Annotated in this window: 21 protein-coding genes, 2 pseudogenes and 1 riboswitch; of the genes and pseudogenes, 8 read left to right on the top strand and 15 right to left on the bottom strand. The window is 57.6% G+C overall.

All coding sequences use genetic code 11. The features are described from left to right. Positions 1-807: 807 nt before the first annotated feature. Positions 808-1,368 (top strand): hypothetical protein, encoded by a 561-nt coding sequence (locus tag HCU66_RS12560; RefSeq protein ID WP_205888782.1) that lies wholly within the window; start codon positions 808-810, stop codon positions 1,366-1,368. 263 nt (positions 1,369-1,631) lie between these two features. On the opposite strand, the pseudogene HCU66_RS12555 reads toward HCU66_RS12560, so the two are convergent. The 4 genes and pseudogenes from HCU66_RS12555 to HCU66_RS27085 all read right to left on the bottom strand — a co-directional run. Continuing rightward, positions 1,632-1,965 (bottom strand): annotated as a pseudogene (locus HCU66_RS12555) (class II fructose-bisphosphate aldolase); the annotation flags it as partial. 9 nt (positions 1,966-1,974) lie between these two features. Next, positions 1,975-3,246 carry a type II toxin-antitoxin system HipA family toxin gene (locus HCU66_RS12550; protein WP_205888781.1) on the bottom strand — a complete coding sequence of 424 codons (1,272 nt, stop codon included), beginning with the start codon at positions 3,244-3,246 and terminating at the stop codon, positions 1,975-1,977. Then, the gene (locus HCU66_RS12545; RefSeq protein WP_205888780.1) at positions 3,239-3,490 is read right to left on the bottom strand and encodes a helix-turn-helix transcriptional regulator; all 252 of its coding nucleotides are present in this window, start codon (positions 3,488-3,490) and stop codon (positions 3,239-3,241) included. The genes HCU66_RS12550 and HCU66_RS12545 overlap by 8 nt, the downstream gene beginning before the upstream one ends. A 175-nt stretch (positions 3,491-3,665) precedes the next feature. Next, a pseudogene (locus tag HCU66_RS27085) lies at positions 3,666-4,350 on the bottom strand (transposase); the annotation flags it as partial. A gap of 367 nt (positions 4,351-4,717) precedes the next feature. Between HCU66_RS27085 and HCU66_RS12525 the strand changes: the two are divergent. Beyond that, entirely contained in the window at positions 4,718-5,308 is a 591-nt protein-coding gene (locus HCU66_RS12525; protein WP_205888777.1) for a hypothetical protein, read from the top strand. Positions 5,309-6,317: 1,009 nt separating this feature from the next. On the opposite strand, the gene fba is transcribed toward HCU66_RS12525, so the two are convergent. From fba to tkt, 6 genes are all read right to left on the bottom strand, one after another. After that, a complete protein-coding gene (gene fba / locus HCU66_RS12520) occupies positions 6,318-7,382 on the bottom strand; it encodes a class II fructose-bisphosphate aldolase (protein WP_064620888.1) in 1,065 nt (354 codons plus the stop codon). A gap of 236 nt (positions 7,383-7,618) precedes the next feature. Then, a complete protein-coding gene (locus HCU66_RS12515) occupies positions 7,619-7,951 on the bottom strand; it encodes an MliC family protein (RefSeq protein WP_205888776.1) in 333 nt (110 codons plus the stop codon). 56 nt (positions 7,952-8,007) lie between these two features. Then, positions 8,008-8,229 carry a hypothetical protein gene (locus HCU66_RS12510; RefSeq protein ID WP_205888775.1) on the bottom strand — a complete coding sequence of 74 codons (222 nt, stop codon included), beginning with the start codon at positions 8,227-8,229 and terminating at the stop codon, positions 8,008-8,010. Between the two features lie 34 nt (positions 8,230-8,263). Next, positions 8,264-9,427 (bottom strand): phosphoglycerate kinase, encoded by a 1,164-nt coding sequence (locus HCU66_RS12505; RefSeq protein ID WP_205888774.1) that lies wholly within the window; start codon positions 9,425-9,427, stop codon positions 8,264-8,266. 17 nt (positions 9,428-9,444) lie between these two features. Beyond that, entirely contained in the window at positions 9,445-10,512 is a 1,068-nt protein-coding gene (gene epd, locus HCU66_RS12500) for an erythrose-4-phosphate dehydrogenase (RefSeq protein WP_205888773.1), read from the bottom strand. A gap of 181 nt (positions 10,513-10,693) precedes the next feature. After that, the gene (tkt, locus tag HCU66_RS12495) at positions 10,694-12,691 is read right to left on the bottom strand and encodes a transketolase (protein WP_205888772.1); all 1,998 of its coding nucleotides are present in this window, start codon (positions 12,689-12,691) and stop codon (positions 10,694-10,696) included. 273 nt (positions 12,692-12,964) lie between these two features. On the opposite strand from tkt, the gene HCU66_RS12490 reads away from it, so the two are divergent. From HCU66_RS12490 to HCU66_RS12475, 4 genes are all read left to right on the top strand, one after another. Next, positions 12,965-13,960: an ArsR/SmtB family transcription factor gene (locus HCU66_RS12490; RefSeq protein ID WP_205888771.1), complete on the top strand. Its 996-nt coding sequence runs from the start codon at positions 12,965-12,967 to the stop codon at positions 13,958-13,960. Positions 13,961-13,978: 18 nt separating this feature from the next. Then, entirely contained in the window at positions 13,979-15,169 is a 1,191-nt protein-coding gene (gene metK, locus HCU66_RS12485; protein ID WP_205888770.1) for a methionine adenosyltransferase, read from the top strand. A gap of 167 nt (positions 15,170-15,336) precedes the next feature. Then, positions 15,337-17,016 (top strand): NAD-dependent DNA ligase LigB, encoded by a 1,680-nt coding sequence (gene ligB, locus HCU66_RS12480; RefSeq protein WP_205888769.1) that lies wholly within the window; start codon positions 15,337-15,339, stop codon positions 17,014-17,016. 92 nt (positions 17,017-17,108) lie between these two features. After that, positions 17,109-17,504 carry a DUF1090 domain-containing protein gene (locus HCU66_RS12475; RefSeq protein WP_205888768.1) on the top strand — a complete coding sequence of 132 codons (396 nt, stop codon included), beginning with the start codon at positions 17,109-17,111 and terminating at the stop codon, positions 17,502-17,504. Positions 17,505-17,569: 65 nt separating this feature from the next. Here HCU66_RS12475 and HCU66_RS12470 read toward each other — a convergent pair whose 3' ends face one another. Next, positions 17,570-18,019 carry a c-type cytochrome gene (locus tag HCU66_RS12470; protein WP_205888767.1) on the bottom strand — a complete coding sequence of 150 codons (450 nt, stop codon included), beginning with the start codon at positions 18,017-18,019 and terminating at the stop codon, positions 17,570-17,572. Positions 18,020-18,147: 128 nt separating this feature from the next. On the opposite strand from HCU66_RS12470, the gene mltA reads away from it, so the two are divergent. After that, positions 18,148-19,320: a murein transglycosylase A gene (mltA, locus tag HCU66_RS12465; protein ID WP_205888766.1), complete on the top strand. Its 1,173-nt coding sequence runs from the start codon at positions 18,148-18,150 to the stop codon at positions 19,318-19,320. Between the two features lie 100 nt (positions 19,321-19,420). On the opposite strand, the gene HCU66_RS12460 is transcribed toward mltA, so the two are convergent. The 4 genes from HCU66_RS12460 to HCU66_RS12445 all read right to left on the bottom strand — a co-directional run bounded on the left by HCU66_RS12460 (position 19,421) and on the right by HCU66_RS12445 (position 22,097). Then, positions 19,421-19,807 (bottom strand): MAPEG family protein, encoded by a 387-nt coding sequence (locus tag HCU66_RS12460; protein WP_205888765.1) that lies wholly within the window; start codon positions 19,805-19,807, stop codon positions 19,421-19,423. Positions 19,808-19,857: 50 nt separating this feature from the next. After that, positions 19,858-20,691, bottom strand: coding sequence for an EamA family transporter (locus HCU66_RS12455; protein WP_205888764.1), 834 nt, complete (start codon positions 20,689-20,691; stop codon positions 19,858-19,860). A gap of 24 nt (positions 20,692-20,715) precedes the next feature. Continuing rightward, on the bottom strand, positions 20,716-21,603 hold the full coding sequence (locus HCU66_RS12450; protein ID WP_205888763.1) for a formate/nitrite transporter family protein: 888 nt from the start codon (positions 21,601-21,603) through the stop codon (positions 20,716-20,718). Between the two features lie 89 nt (positions 21,604-21,692). Next, positions 21,693-22,097: an acyl-CoA thioesterase gene (locus HCU66_RS12445; RefSeq protein ID WP_192344883.1), complete on the bottom strand. Its 405-nt coding sequence runs from the start codon at positions 22,095-22,097 to the stop codon at positions 21,693-21,695. Positions 22,098-22,295: 198 nt separating this feature from the next. After that, positions 22,296-22,398, top strand: a riboswitch (S-adenosyl-L-homocysteine riboswitch). A 23-nt stretch (positions 22,399-22,421) separates the two neighbouring features. Here HCU66_RS12445 and ahcY point away from each other — a divergent pair. After that, positions 22,422-23,831 (top strand): adenosylhomocysteinase, encoded by a 1,410-nt coding sequence (gene ahcY / locus HCU66_RS12440; protein WP_205888762.1) that lies wholly within the window; start codon positions 22,422-22,424, stop codon positions 23,829-23,831. Positions 23,832-23,935 lie beyond the last annotated feature (104 nt).

Here is a 23,935-nt window from a genome sequence, read left to right as displayed (position 1 = left end):
GGGGGAGCTTTTGATTTAGGCGCAAAAGGGCGTGGTGCAGGGGGCGGAGGCGGAGGCGGGGGTAGCAGCGCTACTTGTACGATAGCAGTGAAACCTGGCGATGATTTAATCATTGTAGTGGGAGCGGGTGGTCTTGCCGGAAATGGCGCTCCACTCCAAAAAGACGGCATCAGTGGAAGGGACGGCGATGCCAGTATTGTAAGGGCCTTCTACGTCAATTCCGTAGGTGCCACCCTCAAGGCCAACTATATCGCTAACGGTGGCAAGGGAGGGGGGGGTGGGGGAACATACAAGTTCCCTTATGGTACCGCTGGAAAAGGTGGCGCAGGCGGAAGCCCTGCCGCATCCAACTGCACGATGAAGTGGGGGGCCGCAGGTAAAGATGGAAGCAATAACGGTACTGGCGGCAGCGAACTCCCCGGCCCTGGTGGAAGCGCCCCCGATACTTCGTGCAATGGGGGCACTGGAGGCGTCGGAGGCCATGGCGGCATCGTGAATTCCAGCAGCCTATCCGGGCAATCCGGCTTAACGGGGGCGAAGGGTTCCAATGGTTGCGTCATTGTTGAGTACTGAGTTACACACAATCAGACTAAACACCACGAATAGACGTTAGCTATAGAAAATATAAGAAATCGTTATATAAAACTGTCAAATATGACAGTAGCCGGGAATAAAATTGCACGCAATGATAAGGCTTCTGCATACGAAAAGAAACACGATGAAAATTATTATGCGGAACAACTAGACAGGCTCACTTGAGCGCTTCTGAAATGTAAAGAGCATATAACATACGAGAGCGTGATAATTATGGCTATGGCATTTGCGGTATCCTCAGAAAATTATATAGCATTTGGTGTAGGTGACTTCGTAAACTGTACAGCTGGTGGAGCCGACTACATTTCAGCTGAAATCAAGAAAGTAGATGCTCCCTTCGTGACTATCGGGACCACTAGCGGCGATAAAAAGTTCCACCAAAAAGACCTCAAAATTAACATTAGAGTTGTGCCCCCTCCACCTCCAACAACTCAACCCAAAGTAGACAGGGTAGAACAACAGCTATTGGTGAAAATTAAAGAACCCGAGATATCACTCAAGTCTTATGCGGGAGATCTCTATGCTTTCTCTAACACTCGAGCCACTACTGTTACAGTTAGCACCACCTACCCTGCCATAGTAGCAACAACATTTAACGACGATGGCACTGTAACAACTAATGTAAGCCCAAACAACAGCCCTGATTCGGGGGGCGGACGTGTAGATATACCACCCGTTTGGGCACCCGGTCATGAAAAGCGCCTCAGACATGTGTATCTGGCCGCAAAAAATCCGATGTACGAGGGAGCACTACTGAAAATGTATGGTAAATAGAGAGTAATTGATTAGGCCACGAGATCGTTTTCGTCGTGGCCTTTTTTTCAAACAAAATAGCCGCATTTCTAATAAATATAGAATGCTGTTAACTTTTATATAATACGGTTTTTTGGATCAACACTTAGCGGGAAAACGAGACATATTTTTTATCGGTGATTATGAGATCGCGTGATAAGAAAGCGACTCCAATACACAATCGAACCAATATCCATATGCAAAAAACCCGCATCTCTGCGGGTTTTTTATTCAAGTCCAAGGACTCAATTCACCTTAGCGTTCAACTCACCCTTCAAATACCGCTGGAACATCGCTTCCAACGAGATCGGCTTGATCTTCGAAGCATTGCCCGCCGCACCAAACTGTTCATAACGCGCAATACATCGCCGTCACAGTCGCGTAAAAGAACTTACGCGGGTCGAACTCGCTCGGGTTGGTGGCCATCAGGCGACGCATCGCACCAGTGGACGCCAGACGCAGGTCAGTATCAATGTTGACCTTACGAACGCCGTGCTTGATGCCTTCGACGATTTCTTCAACCGGTACGCCGTAGGTTTCTTTGATGTCACCGCCGTACGGGTTGATGACCGCCAGCCATCACGAAAGTCAACGGTCCCTCTTACCCATAGGTTTGCGCCTTAACCCCGACGCAACAGTGTCATTCAGCGCCACCACTCGCCCGGCATCCCATTCATGCTGCATGCCCGCAAACAATTCGCCATCCACGCGATTTCGATTAGCCGCTAACGCTTGAGTCATCGCCTCGGCAATACGCTCAATGATCAGGGCCGGCCTGTCCACCGCGCAGTGCTTTCGACCGAACTCAATCAATTGCTGACGATCCGGGTAGCTTTTCACTTTGTTCATCTTGATGGCCAACGTACGGTCAACCAATGACCGACCGGATTTGGGGTTGTAGTTTTCGTAGACGGTCGTGGTCGTGACATCGAAGACCGGTGCCAATTGCACCGTTTCAAGTGCGTCTGGATGGGTGTAAATCACTCCGAAATTCTTCAGGTGTGCATCGCCGTTGCGCACCATGACCGAAAGGCAAACCGAACAGAAAAAGCGCTCCAGTTCACGTATCGGATCACCATGTCGGCAGACCTGGCCGATCACGGCAGCAAGGGTTTCATAGCTTTGGGAATACTTGTAGTTGTCATGGGGATCCTTATTGAGCCCCAACAGGACGGCCATGTCTTCAAACCCGAGCCGGCCGGAAGCGGTCAAATCGAATCGCTCCATCACAAATAGATCACCGTTTTCAGACGGCCAGAACGGCGGTGTTTCCAGCCCGGCAAGTCGGGCCGCTTCCAGGCAGAGAAATTCGTTTTGGGCCAGGTGTGCATACTCATCGGCGCCTGACTTAACAATCAGATCAGAGCTGAGCATGGTTTTTCGATTACCGGTGAGCTTGTCCAGATCAGGCACCAGCACCTTGGGCTGCACACCCGAAATGCCCGACTCGAAGTAGGTGTCAACGAGGAACTCGAAAACACCTTGTGAAGCATCCGCCGACAGGATCTCTTGCAGCCCGACCTGAGCACGGACGGACACGGGGGCCTCTATTGGGTTCTGGTAGGTGAGGCGCCCGATTTGATTCCCTCCGATGACCGATAACAGGCGCATTTCGTCCACCTGCATGTGCTTGGCCATCCGGCGTTTGATCTGATCGGCCAGAAACCCTTCCGGCACATTCATATCGAAAATTGGATGCAGCACATTGCTTACCGAAGGCGTCGGGTCATAGGGCATGACCAGCGAGACCTCCCTGGATGCATCGGCGGATTCGTAGGTAAACGAAAACTGTGAGCCCCTGGACAGCTCGCCCGAAAAGCCCTGCGGTGTCATGACGTTGAGCCGTTTGACCTTACTCATCGGGCTCTACCAGATCAGCCAGGGATTTGAGGTCGATTCGGTTATCCACAATCTCAAGCGCCATGCCCAGCGCTGATAACACCCTGAACGCGGTGTAAAGCGCGACATTTTCACCGGCCTCAAGGTCAATGATGGTTTTGCGACTGCATTTGGCCCTGTGCGCCAGTATGGCCTGGCTATAGCCTTTGGCACGTCGTAACTGGCGGACTCTGTCACCGAACACAGAGGGGTTTTGCAGAAGCATGAATGTCACCTATATCGTACTTTTCTATCTGATACTTTTATTATGTCCACTATAGGTGACATTTCAAGCGCTTTATGTCAGACCGCGCGCTGGTATTAATTCGCTGACCCAAAGAAACCGCCTCTCGGCGCTTTTTTTTATGCGACTCAAACGCTGAAGGTCTTAGTTAACCTTCCAGCATCAAGTCGCGGATATCATCGCAGTTGTACCCGGTCGGGCTGGCGACCCAGCCGAAGGCCTCGCGATCACAGCAGCCCAGCGCGAAGGTTACGCTCAGTTTCGCGCCGTCCTCGCAGTGGAACTCAAAACCATCCGAGTCCCGGTACACCAGCTTCACGTTGATCGCGGGCAACAACTGGGCTTCACGGGCGCGACGCAATAATCCCCAGACACGAAAGTAGCCGTAGGTGAGCAGCTCGCTGACCTGTTGCCGGATTTCAACCGCCAGTTCAGCGTCGTCCATAAGCCTGCTTCCCCGTGCTTTGGGCGATGTCGATTGCTTGATTCGAACTGTTAATTGCGAGGGCGCCACACCGAGACATTTGCTGACCAGCTTCACTGCTCGTCCCCCGGCACAAGGGTTAGTGCGCAATCCATTTTCGCGACCGGGCGATCTCCATGGCCTCTTTGAGGATTTCCGCTTCCATCGTTTTTTTGCCCAGCATCCGTTGCAGTTCACGGATCTGCTTGAGCGCGTCACTCAGTTCCGAGGCAGACACCACGGCTTCACCGGCACTGACCGCCGACAAGCTGCCGTCCTGATAAAGCTTGCGCCACAGGATCAACTGATTGGCATTGATACCGTTGCGCCGAGCCACCACCTAAACGCTTTGCCTTGGCTCAAGACTCTCGCGAAGCATGGCCAGTTTTTGCTCTGGGCTCCAGCGGCGCCGCCGCTCCTGGCCCAAAAGCTCCCCACTCTTATAGTTGCTGTTAGTTCATAAATATAGCCGTTTGCCTATCCCTTATCGTAAGGGGGAAACGGTGCCCTGTCTTTCGTGGGGCTCGTTCATAGACAGACCAGCCTACCACTAACAACTTTTAGCTATATACGTGACTCTGAATAGTGATAAAAAACTGTCAAATCCGACAGTAGACTCGATAAAAACCTCCCACCACAATAAGGACTCTACATAAATGACGGACAGTCATTTTTATAGAAAGCCGGGCGATCAAAAGAGCTGTAGCACGCCTAAAACATAGACAACACAAGAGAGCATAAATATCATGCCTATAGCATTCACCGTAACTAGAGACAACTGGGTAGCATTTAGCGCTGGTGAATTCGTAAACTGCACAGCAGAAGGAGTTAATTATGACAGCGTAAAAATCAAACAAATAATAGCGCCTTTTGTGATTATCGATACATCTAGCGGCGATAAAAAAATCCACCAAAAAGACTTTATAGTAAACATCAGGCCCGAGACTGTAGTTCAGCCCTCACCACCACGCAGAGCTGATCGAAGGGAAGAACAACTATTGTTTCACATTCAACAGCCCGAATTATCACTTCGGTCATATGCAGGGCAAGTCTACGCGATCTCCGACGCTCCCGACTATCCAATCACCGCGAGTTTTACTAAACCGATCATTATAGAAACTACATTTCATGACGACGGCACCGCCACGGTTAAGGTCAATCCCAACAATAGCCCTGAATCTCCCCCAGCATCTGAACTTGAAGGCTTATCGGGCGCCGAACATGGGGATGCACCTCCCGTTTGGACACCGGGATACGAGCGTCGCCTTAGAATGGAACCCCAACTTGGGAGCAGTCCTAGGGAGGAAGCAGCGACATTGGAATTTTATCGAAATTAACCCGCAACATACGAATACTGGCAAGATTTTTGACAACCACCCGCATCAAATAGCGAAAAAATAATACGGAGATAAAAATTATGGACTCGCGTTCAACTATTCGCGGAATGTATAAATCACCGACTCGTTGCTTTCATATCGGAAATGCAGATGAATCTTCTGGTAGGTTCAGTGGAACTCTTTACGAAACACTAGATACAGATGGGCCACAATTATCTATTTCTGGTTACTTTACTTTTCACGACAATTTACTGTGCACAAAATTGTGGTTCCAGGCACTGGGTTTAAACTGGAACTTTACGGCATACTATGTCAACAAACGACCTGCCTTTGCAATGTTTTATTCGGAAAACTCGAACCCTATCAACAACGAAAACTTCGAAAAGCCTCCGCTACAGATGATCTGACGCGCAAGGGTAAGCTGTCCTTAATATAAAATCTCCGAAGAACCAATACATACTACACTGTGCGAGGTAACACTTCATGCCAACATCTGAGATGGTAACCAGCTATAGAGCTGATAACACTCACACTTTCACAGTACTAAGTAAGGATATAACACATGGAACATGGACAGGCCACTACGAAGACTATGAGATTGGCGGCGTAAGGGAAAATGTACACGGACAATTCCAAATTTATGACAACCAGCAATTAACGGTGTTATGGTTTAGCACTTCCAAAGAATCTTGGAGATTTGAAGCATCATTCCTATACAACAAGCCAAACTATTCCCAGTGGCGCGCAACCTGTGAAAGCAAATCATTACTATTCTATAGAGACTTCGTCCAGCCTTAGACAAATGACACTACTCTGAATAGCGCTTCGAGGTTTAAAGGGAACAGATTAGGATCTAATACGGGTGATTGACACTACGGCTTCGATAATCCCGACCCGGTCTGATCAAATCCCGTGTCTAGTCCTGAAACAGGTGTAAATATTATTCAGGACGAGACACCGGCGAAAAAAAGCCCGCATCGCTGCGGGCTTCTTCTTAAACGCCTAAGGGTTAATTCACCTTAGCGTTCAACTCACCCTTCAAATACCGCTGGAACATCGCTTCCAACGAGATCGGCTTGATCTTCGAAGCATTACCGGCAGTACCAAACTGCTCATAACGTGCGATGCACACATCACGCATCGCCGTCACGGTCGCGCCGAAGAACTTACGCGGGTCGAACTCGCTCGGGTTGGTGGCCATCAGGCGACGCATCGCACCGGTGGACGCCAAACGCAGGTCGGTGTCGATGTTGACCTTGCGCACGCCGTGCTTGATGCCTTCGACGATTTCTTCAACCGGTACGCCGTAGGTTTCTTTGATGTCGCCGCCGTACTGGTTGATGATCGCCAGCCACTCTTGCGGAACCGAAGACGAACCGTGCATCACCAGGTGGGTGTTCGGGATGCGTTTGTGGATTTCTTTGATGCGGTCGATGGCCAGCACGTCGCCGGTAGGTGGCTTGGTGAACTTGTAGGCGCCGTGGCTGGTGCCGATGGCGATGGCCAGGGCGTCGACCTGGGTCTTCTTGACGAAGTCAGCGGCTTCTTCCGGGTCGGTCAGCATTTGGCTGTGGTCCAGAACGCCTTCGGCGCCGATGCCGTCTTCTTCACCGGCCATGCCGGTTTCCAGCGAACCCAGGCAGCCCAGCTCGCCTTCTACCGATACGCCGCAGGCGTGAGCCATGGCCACGGTTTGTTGGGTGACGCGAACGTTGTAGTCGTAGTCGGTCGGGGTCTTGCCGTCTTCACCCAGGGAGCCGTCCATCATGACCGAGCTGAAGCCCAGTTGGATGGAGCGCTGGCAGACGTCAGGGCTGGTGCCGTGGTCCTGGTGCATGCACACCGGGATGTGCGGGAATTCTTCGATGGCCGCCAGGATCAGGTGACGCAGGAACGGGGCGCCTGCGTATTTGCGAGCACCGGCCGAAGCCTGGACGATCACCGGGGAGTCAGTCTTGTCAGCGGCTTCCATGATGGCGCGCATCTGCTCAAGGTTGTTGACGTTGAAGGCTGGAACGCCGTAGCCGAACTCGGCTGCGTGGTCCAGCATCTGGCGCATGCTGATAAGTGCCATTGTGTGTGTCTCTCCCGGTTGAGGGTCGTTAATCGTGCCAGCCTGCCGTAGCGGCGGCGGCTATTCAAGTTATTGCAGATCGGGGGTTGGCCCGGGCTGCGGATTCGGTCACTACTCTACGGTCACCCCCCCTGTAGGAGCCGGATTGCCGGCGAAGGCGTCTGCGTAGACACCATAGGCCTTAAGGGCCTCTTCGCCGGCAAGCCGGCTCCTACAGGGGGGGCGTCAGGCCGTAGTCATTCGGCCTTACAACCGCGGCCGATCAAATCATTGGTGGCGACCCAGTACACCAGGCCTTCCTCACCTTTTACGTGAAACGCCAGCATGTCGTTGCTGTACAGCGAACCCTCGGCGCCCGGCTCAAGCTTCAGGCGGTAGACCTGATCAGCACCGCCCAGGCGAACGTCGACTTCCTTGCGGTTGACGTCAGTGTAGCGCCAGAGCACTTTGGCCTGGCTGTCGCAAGTCCAGGTGGTCCAGTTGTCCGCTGGCTCGGCAGTGTTGAACAGGTTCAAATTGGCGCAACCTGCCAGCAATGCCAGTGCCGCAACGGCGATCAAGCGTTTCATCCGTGTTCCTCGACTGACGGCGCACGCCGCCGGCCTTGAGTAAAGAGTCTGACCCGTCAAGGGCAGCCATGTTCCTTGGCCGGGGTCTGTGTCTCGTATTTGTCCAGGCCATCGGGCCCGGACCGCTTGTTGATCACCGGATTGGTTTCCGCTTGCCAGTCAGCCTGGTAGCAGCCTTTATCCGACGCGGATAGCGCGGGTTCCGGCGTGGCTTTCGGGTTGCTCCCGCAAGCCGCCAGCATACCCGCAGCGATCAACAGCATTAATGTCCTGACCATCCGAACACTCCTTTGCCTGGTCAAATGGGCGACCTCAGGCCTTGGCCCGGCTTTCCAGGACTTCAACGGCCGGCAGCACTTTGCCTTCGACGAATTCGAGGAACGCGCCGCCGCCGGTAGAAATGTAGGAGATTTGATCGGCAACGCCATATTTGTCGATGGCCGCCAAGGTGTCACCGCCGCCGGCGATGGAGAACGCCGAGCTTTCAGCGATGGCCTGGGCCAGCACTTTGGTGCCGTTGCCGAACTGGTCGAATTCAAACACGCCCACCGGGCCGTTCCACAGGATGGTCTTGGACGACTTCAGCAGCTCGGCGAAATTCGCCGCGGTCTGTGGGCCGATGTCCAGGATCATGTCGTCGGCGGCCACGTCGGCGATCAGCTTGACGGTCGCGGTCGCGCTTTCAGCGAATTCCTTGGCGACCACTACGTCCACTGGCAGTGGCACGCTGACTTTGGCGGCGATTTCACGGGCGGTGTCCAGCAGGTCCGGTTCGTACAGGGACTTGCCCACCGGGTGACCAGCCGCGGCCAGGAAGGTGTTGGCGATGCCACCACCGACGATCAACTGGTCGCAGATCTGGCTCAGGCTGTTGAGCACGTCGAGTTTGGTCGACACTTTGGAGCCGGCAACAATGGCGGCCATTGGCTGGGCCGGAGCGCCCAGGGCCTTGCCCAGTGCGTCCAGTTCGGCGGCCAGCAGCGGGCCAGCGGCGGCAACTTTGGCGAACTTGGCCACGCCGTGGGTTGAGCCCTCGGCGCGGTGAGCGGTGCCGAAGGCGTCCATCACGAACACGTCGCACAGGGCGGCGTATTGCTGGGCCAGTTCGTCGGCATTCTTTTTCTCGCCCTTGTTGAAGCGCACGTTTTCGAACAAAACGATGTCGCCGGCTTTCACGTCGACGCCGCCCAGGTAATCGGACACCAGCGGCACTTCGCGGCCCAGCGCCTTGCTCAGGTAGTCAGCCACCGGCGCAAGGCTGTTCTCGGCCGAGAACTCGCCTTCGGTCGGACGGCCAAGGTGCGAGCAGACCATCACGGCCGCGCCTTTTTCCAGGGCCAGCTTGATGGTCGGCAGCGAAGCCAGGATTCGCGCATCGCTGGTGACAACACCGTCCTTGACTGGGACGTTGAGGTCTTCGCGGATCAGTACGCGCTTACCTTGCAGATCGAGGTCGGTCATCTTCAACACGGTCATGGGTCGCAATTCCTGGGTTACTGTTTTTGAAAGACAGATTGTGGAGTAGCAGCTGCTTGTAAATAGTGCTCTGCAACGTCCAGCATTCGATTGGCAAAACCCCATTCGTTGTCGAACCAGGCCAGGATGTTCACCAGCCGAGGGCCGGAAACGCGGGTCTGACTGGCATCGACGATGGCCGAATGTGGGTCATGGTTGAAATCACAACTGGCGTGAGGCAACTCGGTGTAAGCCAGAAGGCCTTTGAGCGGGCCATGGGTGGCGGCCTCGCGCAGAATCCGGTTGACCTCGGTGGCGTCGGTATCGCTTACGGTCTGCATCGTAATGTCGAGGCAGGACACGTTAACCGTCGGCACCCGCACGGCTTTGGCCTGAATTCGCCCGGCAAGTTCCGGCAGCAGGCGTTCAATGCCTCGCGCCAGACCAGTGGACACCGGAATCACCGACTGGAACGCCGAACGGGTGCGGCGCAGGTCTTCATGGTGATAGGCGTCGATCACCGGCTGATCGTTCATCGCCGAGTGGATGGTGGTGATCGATACGTATTCCAGACCAATGGCCTGATCCAGCAGGCGCAACAGCGGCACGCCGCAGTTGGTGGTGCAGGACGCGTTGGACACCAGCAGCTCGTCGCCGGTCAGGCAATCCTGGTTCACACCGTAGACGATGGTGGCGTCGACATCCGTCTCGCTGGCCATCGGCTGGGAAAACAGCACCCGTGGTGCACCGGCGTCGAGAAAACGCTGGCCATCCTGACGGGTGTGATAAGCGCCGGAGCACTCGAGCACCAGATCGACGCCCAGGGACGCCCAATCGATGCCTTCGGGGGTGGCACTGCGCAGGACCTTCACGCAGTCGCCATTAATATGCAGACAATCGCCCTCGACCTTCACTTCGCCGGGAAACCGCCCGTGAGTGGAGTCGAAGCGTGTCAGGTATTCGATGCTGGCCATGTCGGCCAAATCGTTGATCGCCACAATTTCAAACCCGGCCTTATCGCCTCGCTCAAACAACGCACGCAAGACGCAACGACCAATTCGGCCGTAGCCGTTGAGTGCAACTTTGTAAGGACGCGGTTGAGGCATGGGGTTCTCGATAATACGCAGCCGGACGAAATGCTTATGTACAACACACCCCCTGTAGGAGCCGGCTTGCCAGCGAAGATTTCCGTTCAGGCAACATTTATGTTGGAACTGATGACGCCTTCGCTGGCAAGCCAGCTCCTACACAGGGACCGCGGTGGCCATAAAACCACCGCGTCGTGTTTTAGTCTTCCAGCAGCTCTTCAGCCTGACCCAGGATGTTTTCCAGGGTGAAGCCGAACTCTTCGAACAAGGCTGGCGCAGGCGCCGACTCGCCGTAGGTGGTCATGCCGATCACGCGGCCTTCCAGGCCCACGTACTTGTACCAGTAGTCGGCGTGGGCGGCTTCGATGGCGATACGGGCGCTGACCTGCAACGGCAGAACCGATTGCTTGTAGCCAGCATCCTGGGCTTCGAAGACGCTGGTGCATGGCATCGACACCACGCGCACCTTGCGGCCTTGCTCGGTCAGTTTGTCGAAGGCTTGAACGGCCAGGCCGACTTCCGAACCGGTGGCGATCAGGATCAGCTCAGGCTCGCCTGCGCAGTCCTTCAACACATAACCGCCACGGGCGATCTCTTCGATCTGGATCGCATTGCGGGTTTGGTGCTGCAGGTTCTGGCGGGAGAAGATCAGTGCCGAAGGACCGTCGTCACGCTCCAGGGCGAACTTCCAGGCCACCGCCGATTCAACGGCATCGGCCGGGCGCCAGGTGTCGAGGTTCGGTGTGCAGCGCAAGCTGGCCAGTTGCTCGATCGGCTGGTGAGTCGGGCCGTCTTCGCCCAGACCGATGGAGTCGTGGGTGAACACATAGACGATGCGCTTCTTCATCAACGCCGACATGCGCACCGCGTTGCGGGCGTATTCCATGAACATCAGGAAAGTCGCGCCGTAAGGCACCAGGCCGCCGTGCAGGGCCACGCCGTTCATGATCGCGCTCATGCCGAACTCGCGAACGCCGTAGTACATGTAGTTGCCGCTGGCGTCTTCGGCGGTGACGCCTTTGCAACCTTTCCACAGGGTCAGGTTGGAACCGGCCAGATCAGCCGAACCGCCAAGCAGTTCCGGCAGCAGCGGGCCGAAGGCGTTCAGGGCGTTCTGGCTGGCTTTACGGCTGGCGATGGATTCGCCCTTGGCCGCGACTTCAGCGATGTAGGCCTGGGCCTTCTCGGCGAAATCGGCTGGCAGGTCACCGCTCAGACGACGAACCAGTTCGTTGGCCAGCTCAGGGAATTCAGCAGAGTAAGCCGCGAAACGCTGGTCCCACTCGGCTTCGGCGGCGCGACCGGCTTCCTTGGCGTCCCACTCGGCGTAAATGTTGGCCGGGATTTCGAACGGGCCGTGGTTCCACTTCAGTGCTTCACGGGTCAGGGCGATTTCCGCGTCACCCAACGGGGCACCGTGGCAGTCTTCCTTGCCTTGCTTGTTCGGCGAACCGAAGCCGATGGTGGTCTTGCAGCAGATCAGCGTCGGTCGCTCACTTTTGCGCGCGGTTTCGATAGCGATCTTGATCTCTTCCGGGTCGTGACCGTCGACGTTGCGGATCACTTGCCAGTTGTAGGATTCGAAGCGCTTGGGCGTGTCGTCGGTGAACCAGCCTTCGACTTCGCCGTCGATGGAGATGCCGTTGTCATCGTAGAAGGCGATCAGCTTGCCCAGGCCCAATGTACCGGCCAGGGAACTGACTTCGTGGGAGATGCCTTCCATCATGCAGCCATCACCCAGGAACACATAGGTGTGGTGATCGACGATGTTATGGCCGGGACGGTTGAACTGCGCCGCCAGGACTTTTTCCGCCAGGGCGAACCCCACGGCGTTGGCCAGGCCCTGGCCCAGTGGACCGGTGGTGGTCTCGACGCCCGGGGTGTAGCCGTATTCCGGGTGACCCGGGGTGCGGCTGTGCAGCTGGCGGAAGTTTTTCAGGTCATCGATCGACAGGTCGTAGCCGGTCAGGTGCAGCAGCGAGTAGATCAACATCGAGCCGTGACCGTTGGACAGCACGAAGCGGTCACGGTCGGCGAACGATGGATTGCTCGGGTTGTGCTTGAGGTAGTCACGCCAAAGTACTTCGGCGATATCCGCCATACCCATAGGGGCACCGGGATGGCCGCTGTTGGCTTTTTGCACGGCATCCATGCTGAGGGCACGAATGGCGTTGGCGCGCTCACGACGGCTGGGCATCGCTGATCTCCTGCGGATATTGAATCGAGAGTGAATAAAACGAAACGGAAAAAAGGCGAGCATTTTCCCTCACCGACCCGCCTCGGGGCAATGACAGATAGTCATCTGAAGGCGTTTTTCCAATGGATAACGACGTATTCGGCTGATGAAACCTTTCCGCTGTTCGTTCACTGACTGAAACTAACGTCAAGAAGTGCCATCTATCGAGCAATATCAAAACTTTTTGATATTGCCCTTGCGGTGATTTCCGAGCGTCACTAGACTGCTGCCCTTATGAATTTGCGCGTGCCTTCCATTCAACATGACGATTGCGATGAGCTGGCGGCCCTGTGCAAGGCCGGCGGCGATCCTCTGCGGCTGAATGTATTGCGCGCGCTGGCCAACGATTCGTTCGGCGTCCTGGAACTGGCGCAGATCTTCGGCATCGGTCAGTCCGGCATGAGTCATCACCTCAAGGTATTGGCCCAGGCCGGCCTGGTGGCGACGCGTCGCGAAGGCAATGCGATTTTCTACCGTCGCGCCCTGCCCCACACCGGCCTGCTGGGCGGCAAGCTGCACGCCGCGCTGCTGGAAGAAGTGGACAACCTGACCCTGCCGCCTGACGTTCAGGCGCGGATCGGTCAGGTCCATGGGCAACGGGCAGCGGCCAGCCAGGACTTTTTCTCACGGGTCGCGGAGAAGTTTCGCGCCCAGCAAGACTTGATCGCCGGCCTGCCGCAATACCGCGAAAGCGTGGTGGCCCTGCTCGACAAGCTGGGTTTCGGCCCTGGCGCCACGGCCATTGAAGTGGGTCCCGGCGATGGTGGTTTCCTGCCGGAACTGGCACGTCGCTTCACGCAGGTCACGGCGCTGGACAACAGCCCGGCGATGCTCGAACTGGCCCGTCAGGTCTGCGAACGTGAAACGCTGGCTAACGTCAGCCTGCAATTGGCCGACGCGTTGAACGGTGTAAGCCTTCAGGCCGATTGCGTTGTACTGAACATGGTGCTTCACCATTTTGCCGCGCCGGCCGAAGCCCTCAAGCACATGGCCGGCTTGCTGCAACCAGGCGGTAGCCTGTTAGTGACAGAGTTATGTAGCCACAATCAGAGTTGGGCCAGGGAGGCCTGCGGTGATCTCTGGTTGGGGTTTGAACAGGACGATCTGGCCCGTTGGGCCACCGCTGCGGGACTCGTTCCCGGGGAAAGCCTCTATGTAGGCTTACGTAATGGTTTCCAGATTCAGGTCCGCCATTTTCAGCGACCGGCTGGCGACACTCACCATCGGTAAATTCAGGAAAAAATCGAGATGAGCGAATACTCCCTCTTCACCTCCGAGTCCGTGTCTGAAGGGCATCCGGACAAAATCGCCGACCAGATTTCCGATGCGGTGCTGGACGCCATCATTGCTGAAGACAAGTTCGCCCGCGTGGCGTGCGAGACTCTGGTGAAAACCGGCGTGGCAATCATCGCAGGTGAAGTCACCACATCGGCCTGGGTCGATCTGGAAGACATCGTCCGTAACGTGATTCTCGACATCGGCTACAACAGCTCCAATGTCGGCTTCGACGGTGCGACTTGCGGCGTGATGAACATCATCGGCAAGCAGTCCCCCGACATCAATCAGGGTGTTGACCGTGCCAAGCCTGAAGATCAGGGCGCCGGCGACCAGGGCCTGATGTTCGGCTACGCCAGCAACGAAACCGACGTGCTGATGCCAGCACCGATCACCTTCTCGCACCAACTGGTTCAACGTCAGGCTGAAGCCCGCAAATCCGGCCTGCTGCCTTGGCTGCGCCCGGACGCCAAGTCGCAAGTGACTTGCCGTTACGAAGGCGGCAAGGTTGTCGGTATCGACGCCGTTGTACTGTCGACCCAGCACAACCCGGAAGTGTCCTACAAAGACCTGCGCGAAGGCGTGATGGAGCTGATCGTCAAGCACGTATTGCCTGCCGAGCTGCTGTCCAAGGACACCCAGTTCCACATCAACCCGACCGGCCAGTTCATCATCGGCGGCCCGGTTGGCGACTGCGGCCTGACCGGTCGCAAGATCATCGTCGACAGCTACGGCGGCATGGCCCGTCACGGCGGCGGCGCGTTCTCCGGCAAGGATCCATCGAAGGTTGACCGCTCGGCAGCCTACGCCGGTCGCTACGTAGCCAAGAACATCGTCGCTGCCGGCCTGGCCGAGCGTTGCGAGATTCAGGTTTCCTACGCGATCGGCGTGGCTCAGCCTACGTCGATCTCGCTGAACACCTTCGGCACCGGCAAGATCAGCGATGACAAGATCGTCAAACTGGTCCGCGAAGTGTTCGACCTGCGCCCATACGCGATCACCACCATGCTCGACCTGCTGCATCCGATGTACCAGGACACCGCTGCGTACGGCCACTTCGGTCGCACTCCGCAAACCAAGACCGTGGGCGACGATACGTTCACCACGTTCACCTGGGAAAAAACCGACCGCGCCGACGCTCTGCGTACCGCTGCCGGCCTGTAAGACTTTCCCGGCGCACCCAAAGCCCCGCACGGTTCGCCGTGCGGGGCTTTTTCATGGGGACGATCTTTTGATCTTCTCGCCTCGAAACACACAGAATCACACTCTCGCGCCCCATACGCGAAAACTGACTAGCCTTGAAAGCATCCCAACGAGCAAGGACGCTCTCGATGCTGCCCAACCTGCACCTGTTTTTCGGTTTCCTGCTGACCCTCACCTGCCTGACCGCCAATGCCACCGATTGCCCCGATTGGCCACCAGCCCGCGCGCAGGAAGAAATCACCACTCTGCAACAGCAAATCGATCGCTGGGACGACAGCTACCATCGTGAAGGCCAGTCGCTGATCGCCGATGAACTCTATGATCAATCCCGCGCACGACTGAGCGAATGGCGAGAATGTTTTGACTCAGGCCCCTGGTCCGAACCGTTGCGTACCGCCGGCGGCACGGTTGCCCACCCCATCGCCCACACCGGCCTGGAAAAACTGCGCGATGGGCGTGCCGTCGAAACCTGGCTGAAAGATCGCGGGGACGTGTGGATACAGCCCAAGGTCGATGGCGTGGCGGTGACGTTGATTTATCGCAACGGCTGGCTGCACCAGGCGATCAGTCGGGGTGACGGAGTCAACGGCCACGACTGGACCGCCTCGGCGCGCCAGATCGCCGCCATCCCGCAAAAACTGCCGCAACCGCTGGACTTGCTGCTGCAAGGCGAACTCTACTGGCGCCTCACCGACCACATACAAGCCCAGGCCGGCAGCCTCAATGCCCGCGCCACGGTGGCCGGATTGATGGCACGCAAGGAACTGAGCGCCGAGCAAGCTGCCGGAATCGGGTTGTTTGTGTGGGATTGGCCGCAAGGTCCGAAAAGCCTGCCGGCCCGCGTGGCGGCTCTGGATGAGTTGGGGTTCCCGAGCACGGTGCCCTACAGTCGGCCGATCGAGGCATTTGCCGATGCCGAACGCTGGCGCGATCACTGGTATCGCTCGCCCCTGCCCTTTGCCAGCGATGGCGTCGTCTTACGTCAGAGCCAGCGCCCACCCGCCGAGCGCTGGCAAGCGAAAACGCCTTACTGGAGTGTCGCCTGGAAGTACCCCTTTGCCCAGGCGCTGGCCGAGGTGCGCAAGGTCCACTTCAAGATCGGACGGACCGGCCGGATCACACCGGTGCTGGATCTGGCGCCGGTGATGCTCGATGACCGGCAGATCAAGCGTGTCAGCGTCAGCTCCCTGCCGCGCTGGGAAGCGCTGGACATTCGTCCCGGCGATCAGGTCGCCATCAGCCTGGCGGGGCTGACCATCCCCAGGCTCGACGGTGTCGTACTGCGCAGCACCGAACGCCCTGAAATGAACGTGCCACGGGCAGCAGACTTTCACCCTTTAAGCTGCTGGCAACCAACACCCGGATGCGAAAGCCAGTTCCTCGCGCGCCTGAACTGGCTCAGCGGCAAACAGGGGCTGGCCCTGCCTCATGTCGGGCCGGGCACCTGGGAGAAACTGCTCAAGGCCGAACGCCTCGACAGCCTGCTCGATTGGTTAACCCTCGATGAGCAAGAGCTTGCTAAGATTGACGGCTTCGGCGAGCGCAGCAGTGCCCGGCTTTTGAACAGTTTCAACAGTGCCCGGCAACGCCCGTTCGCTCGCTGGCTCAAAGCCCTGGGCTTGCCGCCGACCGGCCAGGCACGCCTCGCCGACTCATGGCAGGCACTGGCGCAACGAAACACCGAACAATGGCAGGCCGAAGCCGGCATCGGCCCGGGACGCGCGGCGCAATTGAGCGCATTTTTCCGCGACCCTCAGGTCCTGGCCTTGAGCGAGACACTACGTGTTGCCGGGATTGACGGTTTTTAGCAGCCGGCGACGCCCGCCAGCCCGGGAACCCAAAGGGGCCGACGCGCTCAAACAGCCCATCGCTACATCGATTTTTTCACCCTGGAGCTTTTATGAAACTTCTTTCACCGCTTGCCTTGTTGACCCTGTGCAGCGTGATGGCCGCTCCATTGATGGCCGCCGAAGACGCCCCGGGCCTGACCGGCTGCGCCGCCAAGAAACAAGGCATCATCAACCAGATCGAACTGGCCAAGTCCCGCGGCAACGCCGATCAACAGGCTGGCCTGGAAACGGCCCTGAGCGAAGTCACCGCCCATTGCACCGACGCCTCCTTGAAGAAGGAACGGGAAAACAAGGTGCTCGACGCCAAGCATGAAGTCAGCAGGCGTCAGGCCGATCTCGACAAGGCGATGAAAAAAGGCGACGCCGAGAGAATCAACAAGCGCAAAGACAAACTGGCGCAATCGCGCAAGGAATTGCAGGAAGCGCTCGACGAGCTGGACCAGTAGGAGCTGGCTTGCCAGCGAAGCTTTTAGCGGTCTCGAGGGACCATTCGCTGGCAAGCCCCCTTCAGTCAATGATCCCGAAACTCTTTATGGCACGCACTGCAGGCGTCTTCGACTTTCTGCACCGCCGGCCCCAGGTTACTGGCCTTGTAGGGTTGAACCTGGCTGGCGATCACCAGTTCACCGGTGGCGCTTTCAAGGGTGCGGGCCATTTCCTGGAAGCGTGCCTGCTTCTGCCAGACATCGTCCTTGGCGCTGGTGTGATCTTCTTCGCGCACCTGCGGGAAATGTTTCCACGGCTCACGGGACAACGCGTCGAGCTTCACGGCACCGTCGGCGAATTTCGGGCCATCGAACGCAATACGTCCACGCAACATGCCGCCCAGGTCTTCGCCGGTCTTGAGCATTTGTTTGAAGATCGCCTTACGCTGACCCAGTGGCGAGTTCGGGTCGACACCGCCGCAGGCGGACAAGGTCAGACAGGCCAGCAATACAACAGAAAGTCTTTTAAGAGTCATGGTGGCTTCAGGTCACTGGAAACGGCGGCCAGTATCCTCGCGTCACCGGCAAAGACCAATAGCCCTATTATCAATACGGGTTGTTTGAGCGCATGGAGCACTCAGGCAACCGGCAAAGGAATTACTCCATGAACAGCCGTTTCAAGGCATGGCGTCACAACCTGGCCTGGACCCTTCCGATGGTGGCCGTGCTTGCGGGCTGCACCGGTGGCGACAGCAGCAAACCGAAAACCCACGCACTGGCGACTTATTCCAGCGCCACTTGGGAAGCGCTTCCGGCGGTGTCCGACAACGACCTCGTTGCCGGCTTCGGCTCGTGGCGCAGCGCCTGCACCCGACTCAAGGCTGACCCGGTTTGGGGCGCGACCTGCGCGGCTTCCGCCAAGGTGCCGTCGACCGCCAGCGACATCCGCGGCTTCCTTAAACAGAACCTCGACGTTTATGGACTGCGTGCGGCCAATGACAACCCCAACGGGTTGATCACCGGCTATTACGAACCGGTCTATCCCGGCAGCCTGACCCAGACCGAGCAAGCCAACATCCCGGTATACGGCGTGCCCGAGGACATGATCATCGTCTCGCTGGACAGTATCTACCCGGAACTCAAAGGCAAACGCCTGCGCGGACGACTCGAAGGTCGCGTGCTCAAGCCTTATGACGATGCGGCAACCATTGAAACCAAAGGCGTGAAAGCGCCGGTGATTGCCTGGCTGACCGACCCGATGAACCTGCAATTTCTGCAGATCCAGGGTTCGGGGCGCATCCAGCTCGATGACGGCCGCCAACTGCGCATCGGTTATGCCGATCAGAACGGCCACCCCTATCGCCCCATCGGCCGCTGGCTGGTGGAACAGGGAGAGCTGAAGAAAGAAGAGGTGACCATGGCCGCCATCGATAACTGGGCCAAGGCCAATCCGACGCGCATTCCCGAACTGCTCGGCAGCAATCCCAGCTATGTGTTCTTCAATCGCAACCCGGACAGCAACGAAGGGCCTCGCGGCTCGCTGAATGTGCCATTGACCGCCGGTTATAGCGCGGCCGTGGACCGCCAGGTGATTCCGCTCGGCAGTCTGTTGTGGTTATCGACCACGCGACCGGACGGCAGCGCGCTGGTGCGTCCGGTGGCGGCTCAGGATACCGGCGGCGCGATTGCCGGTGAGGTCCGCGCGGACCTGTTCTGGGGCACGGGCGATGCGGCCGGGCAACTGGCCGGCGACATGAAACAGCAGGGGCAGATCTGGATGCTCTGGCCTAAAGGGGCGGCGTTGCCTCAGGCGCCGCAGGTGGCTGACAAACTTTAAAAGCAAAAGATCGCAGACTGTGCCAGCTCCTACATCCGTGCTCGTCGCGGATAAACCCTGTAGGAGCTGGCGTAGCCTGCGATCTTTTGATCTTGCTCTGTCAAACAGACACAACGAAGAAACTGACAATCAGCCCCATGCCAATGGCCCACACCAGCGATCGCAGAATCGCCCAGTCCGCCAGATAGCAAATGATGTACAGCAGCCGACTGGTGATAAACAGCACCGACAGCACATTGATCGTCACCAGTTCGGCATTGCCGGCCAGGTGCGCGACGATCACTGCCGCCGCAAACGCCGGGGTCACTTCAAAGCTGTTCAACTGCGCCGAGTGCGCACGCCTGGCCACGCCTTCGAGCGAATCCAGAAACGCCCTTGGGTCGTGATTCTGTTTCAGCCCGAACTTGCCACCGCTGAACTTGGCGACGCCTGTGCACAGATACGGCAGGCAAATCGCAATCAAAATGCACCACAGAGCAACCGTCATAACACAATCCTTTCTTCAAGTTTTAGAGAATCGAGTTCCATCAGGGGCGACTAAAACTTCATCACCAACATGCCGATCAGCACCAGCCCACAGGCCAGAAGCCGCGGCCTGCCGAAAGGTTCCTTGAGGTAGCGCATACCGAACAGCACCACCAGCATCACGCTGATCTCGCGCAGCGCCGCTGCCTCGGCAATCGAACCAAGCTGCATGGCCCACAGCACCAGAGCGTAGCTGAACAATACGCAGAACCCGACCGCCAACCCCAACCGCCACTGTTCACGCCAGAACAACATGAACGCCGGACGTTTGCGCACCCACGCCAGCAATGGGAACGGCCAGGCACTGAGCAATGTGACCCAAATCAGGTAGTCCAGCGGATAGGGCCAGCGCCGCAAGGCCTGGCCATCGATGAAGGTATAACAACCGATGCACAAACCGATCAGCGCCACCACCGGCAGCATCGACCATGGCAGACGCACCCCGCCACCGCCCTGCCAGAGCAGGCACGCCATGCCGAACGGAATCAGCAAAATCCCGAAAATCTGCTGAGCCGTCAGCACTTCTGCGGCAAAAATCAGCGTCAGTGCCAACACCACCAGCGGCGACAGGCCACGCATCAACGGATAGACCAGACCGAGATCACCGACCCGATAGGCCTGGATCAACAGGTAGCGATAAAGCAGCTCGAACGCCGCCGACGCGAGAATCCAAGGCCACATCGCCAGTGGCGGCAGCGCCACGAAGGGCAGCATCAGCGCGACAAACAACAGCGCCACACTGTCCATGCAGGCCACCACCAACAGCCGCTCCGCGCTGAATTTGATCAGGGTATTCCACGCCGCGTGCAACAGCGCCGCCACCAACACCAGAACCGTCGCAAGCACGGCACACTCCTTGTATTGCCCCGATCATTTTTTGATCGTCTGCGATTCGGGCTCCTGGCCTTGCTGTGCAGAGGTCTTCGGCGGCCCGCTTTCGCTGCGTATCTGCGCGTGACTGATCAGCGCAAAGATAAAACTGCCGCCGACGATGTTCCCCACCAGCGTCGGACCTGCAAACACCCGCCAGAAATCCCTCCACGGCAACTCGCCGGCGAACACCAGGTACGAGACCTCGACCGATCCGACCACGATGTGGGTGAAATCCCCCAGAGCCATGAAATAGGTGATGAGGATGATGATCCACATCTTGGCGCTTTCCATGGACGGAATCATCCAGACCATGGTGGCGATCATCCAGCCGGAGACGATGCCTTTGGCGAACATTTTGCTGGCGTCGTTCTCCATGACCTTGCGCCCGATGTCGAGGAAGGCCAGATCAGTCCTGGTGTCGAAAATCGGCAGATGCAGCATCACATACGCCACCAGCAATGTGCCACAGAGGTTGCCCACCAGCACCACCGTCCACAGCCGCAACAGCCGACCAAAGTTACCCAGCGTTGGCTTGCTCATGATCGGCAGCACGGCGGTCAGGGTGTTTTCGGTGAAGAGTTGCTGACGGGCGAGAATCACCGCGAGAAAACCTGCGCAGTAACCGAAACTGGCGATCACCTTGAAGCCTTCGCCGTCCGGCAGACGGGAATTGAGCAACCCCATGCCCATCAGCGACAAACCCATGGTCAGGCCGGCAGCCAGGGCCGACCACCACAGCGCCGCGACACTGCGCTCGAGCTCCTTATCACCCTGGGTACGAATGATTTCGTGCAACACCGCCGCGCGGGGGGGCTGGCTCTTGTCGACCTCGCGCTGCTCTTGCGCCGAGAGGGCCGGGGTCTTGCCGTCTTTGGGCGTGTCCATAAGGCTCCTGAATCGGTGGCGTGTCTAAGTACGACACGCGGGGTTCAGGTCCGTTCTACATGGATCGGCTAGACGCCAATTTCCATGTGTTATCCGCCGATCACGTCATCCTTGAACTGGTCTTTGACGTACCTGATCTCGGTCCGGCCGTGCGGCGCAGGCAAGCCGTCTTCGCCCAGGTTCACGAACACCATCTTTTCTACCGTCAGAATGCTCTTGCGGGTGATCTTGTTGCGCACTTCGCAAGTCAGGGTGATCGAGGTGCGACCGAACTCGGTGGCGGTGATGCCCAACTCGATGATGTCGCCCTGACGCGAGGCGCTGACGAAGTTGATTTCGGAAATGTACTTGGTGACCACCCGCTGATTACCCAGCTGGACGATGGCGTAGATGGCCGCCTCTTCGTCGATCCAGCGCAACAGACTGCCGCCGAACAGCGTGCCGTTGGGGTTGAGGTCTTCGGGTTTTACCCATTTGCGGGTGTGGAAGTTCATGTTCACTCCTGACCGTCTTGCCAATTGATGCCGCCTAGCATGGCAGAGCCCGGACTAGAGCTCTATTAAGCATCGGCTATGGTCTCGATTACCGTTCGGACATTGACTAACAGAAAGGCTTTGGAAGATCAGCATAGCCCGCTATAATCGCCCCCGTTTCAAAACGGTAACCTTCACTTGCTACCGTTTTCCCGCCACCTGTCCGAGGGGCGCTGCAGCAGGTTCGACCTGTCAGGCTCGGATGGGGCGTTGACTGGCCATGATCGGCCGGACACTAAACGCACAACGGCGCCCATTCGCATACATTACGAATGGAGGCTCTTCATGAGCGCTGTTATCACGCCTGCAGATTTTAACGATTACAAAGTCGCCGACATGTCCCTGGCCGCCTGGGGCCGTCGCGAAACCATCATCGCCGAATCCGAAATGCCGGCCCTGATGGGTCTGCGCCGCAAGTACTCCGAAGAGCAACCGCTCAAGGGCGCGAAGATTCTCGGCTGCATCCACATGACCATTCAGACTGCCGTGCTGATCGAAACCCTGGTTGCCCTGGGTGCCGAAGTGCGTTGGTCGTCCTGCAACATTTTCTCGACTCAGGATCAGGCCGCCGCTTCCATCGCCGCTGCCGGCATCCCGGTTTTCGCCTGGAAAGGCGAGACTGAAGAAGAGTACGAGTGGTGCCTGGAGCAGACTATCCTCAAGGATGGCCAGCCTTGGGATGCCAACATGATCCTCGACGACGGCGGCGACCTGACCGAGCTGCTGCACAAGAAATACCCACAGGTTCTGGATCGCGTCCACGGCGTCACCGAAGAAACCACCACCGGCGTTCACCGTCTGCTGGACATGCTGGCCAAGGGCGAGCTGAAAATCCCGGCCATCAACGTCAACGACTCGGTGACCAAGAGCAAGAACGACAACAAGTACGGCTGCCGTCACAGCCTGAACGACGCGATCAAGCGCGGCACCGACCACCTGCTGTCCGGCAAGCAAGCGCTGGTCATCGGTTACGGTGACGTGGGCAAGGGTTCGGCCCAGTCCCTGCGTCAGGAAGGCATGATCGTTAAAGTCTCCGAAGTCGACCCGATCTGCGCCATGCAAGCCTGCATGGACGGTTTCGAACTGGTTTCGCCGTTCATCGACGGTATCAACAACGGTACCGAAGCGAGCATCGACAAAGCGCTGCTGGGCAAGATCGACCTGATCGTGACCACCACCGGCAACGTCAATGTTTGCGATGCGAACATGCTCAAAGCCCTGAAGAAACGCGCTGTTGTCTGCAACATCGGTCACTTCGACAACGAAATCGACACCGCTTTCATGCGCAAGAACTGGGCATGGGAAGAGGTGAAGCCGCAGGTTCACAAGGTTCACCGTACCGGTCCAGGCGCTTTCGACGCTCAGAACGACGACTACCTGATCCTGCTGGCCGAAGGCCGTCTGGTTAACCTGGGCAACGCCACCGGCCACCCAAGCCGCATCATGGACGGTTCGTTCGCCAACCAGGTTCTGGCCCAGATCTTCCTGTTCGGCCAGAAGTACGCCGACCTGTCGCCAGCCCAGAAAGCCGAGCGCCTGACCGTTGAAGTACTGCCGAAGAAACTCGACGAAGAAGTGGCCCTGGAAATGGTTCGCGGTTTCGGTGGCGTGGTCACTCAACTGACCAAGCAACAGGCTGACTACATCGGCGTCACCGTCGAAGGCCCGTTCAAGCCGCACGCTTACCGCTACTGATACGCTGATTGACCGCTCCCCGGTAGGCGCTGGCGAAGCCTGCGATCTTTTGATCTTAAAAGCGCAGCCTGCGGCAGTTCCTACCGGGGGCCAGCGTCCGGCTT

The organism is Pseudomonas frederiksbergensis, assembly GCF_017114915.1.
Lineage (GTDB): Bacteria > Pseudomonadota > Gammaproteobacteria > Pseudomonadales > Pseudomonadaceae > Aquipseudomonas > Aquipseudomonas frederiksbergensis_I.
The sequence above is the reverse complement of the archived record's forward strand: the minus strand, read 5'-3'. Positions and strand labels throughout refer to the sequence as shown.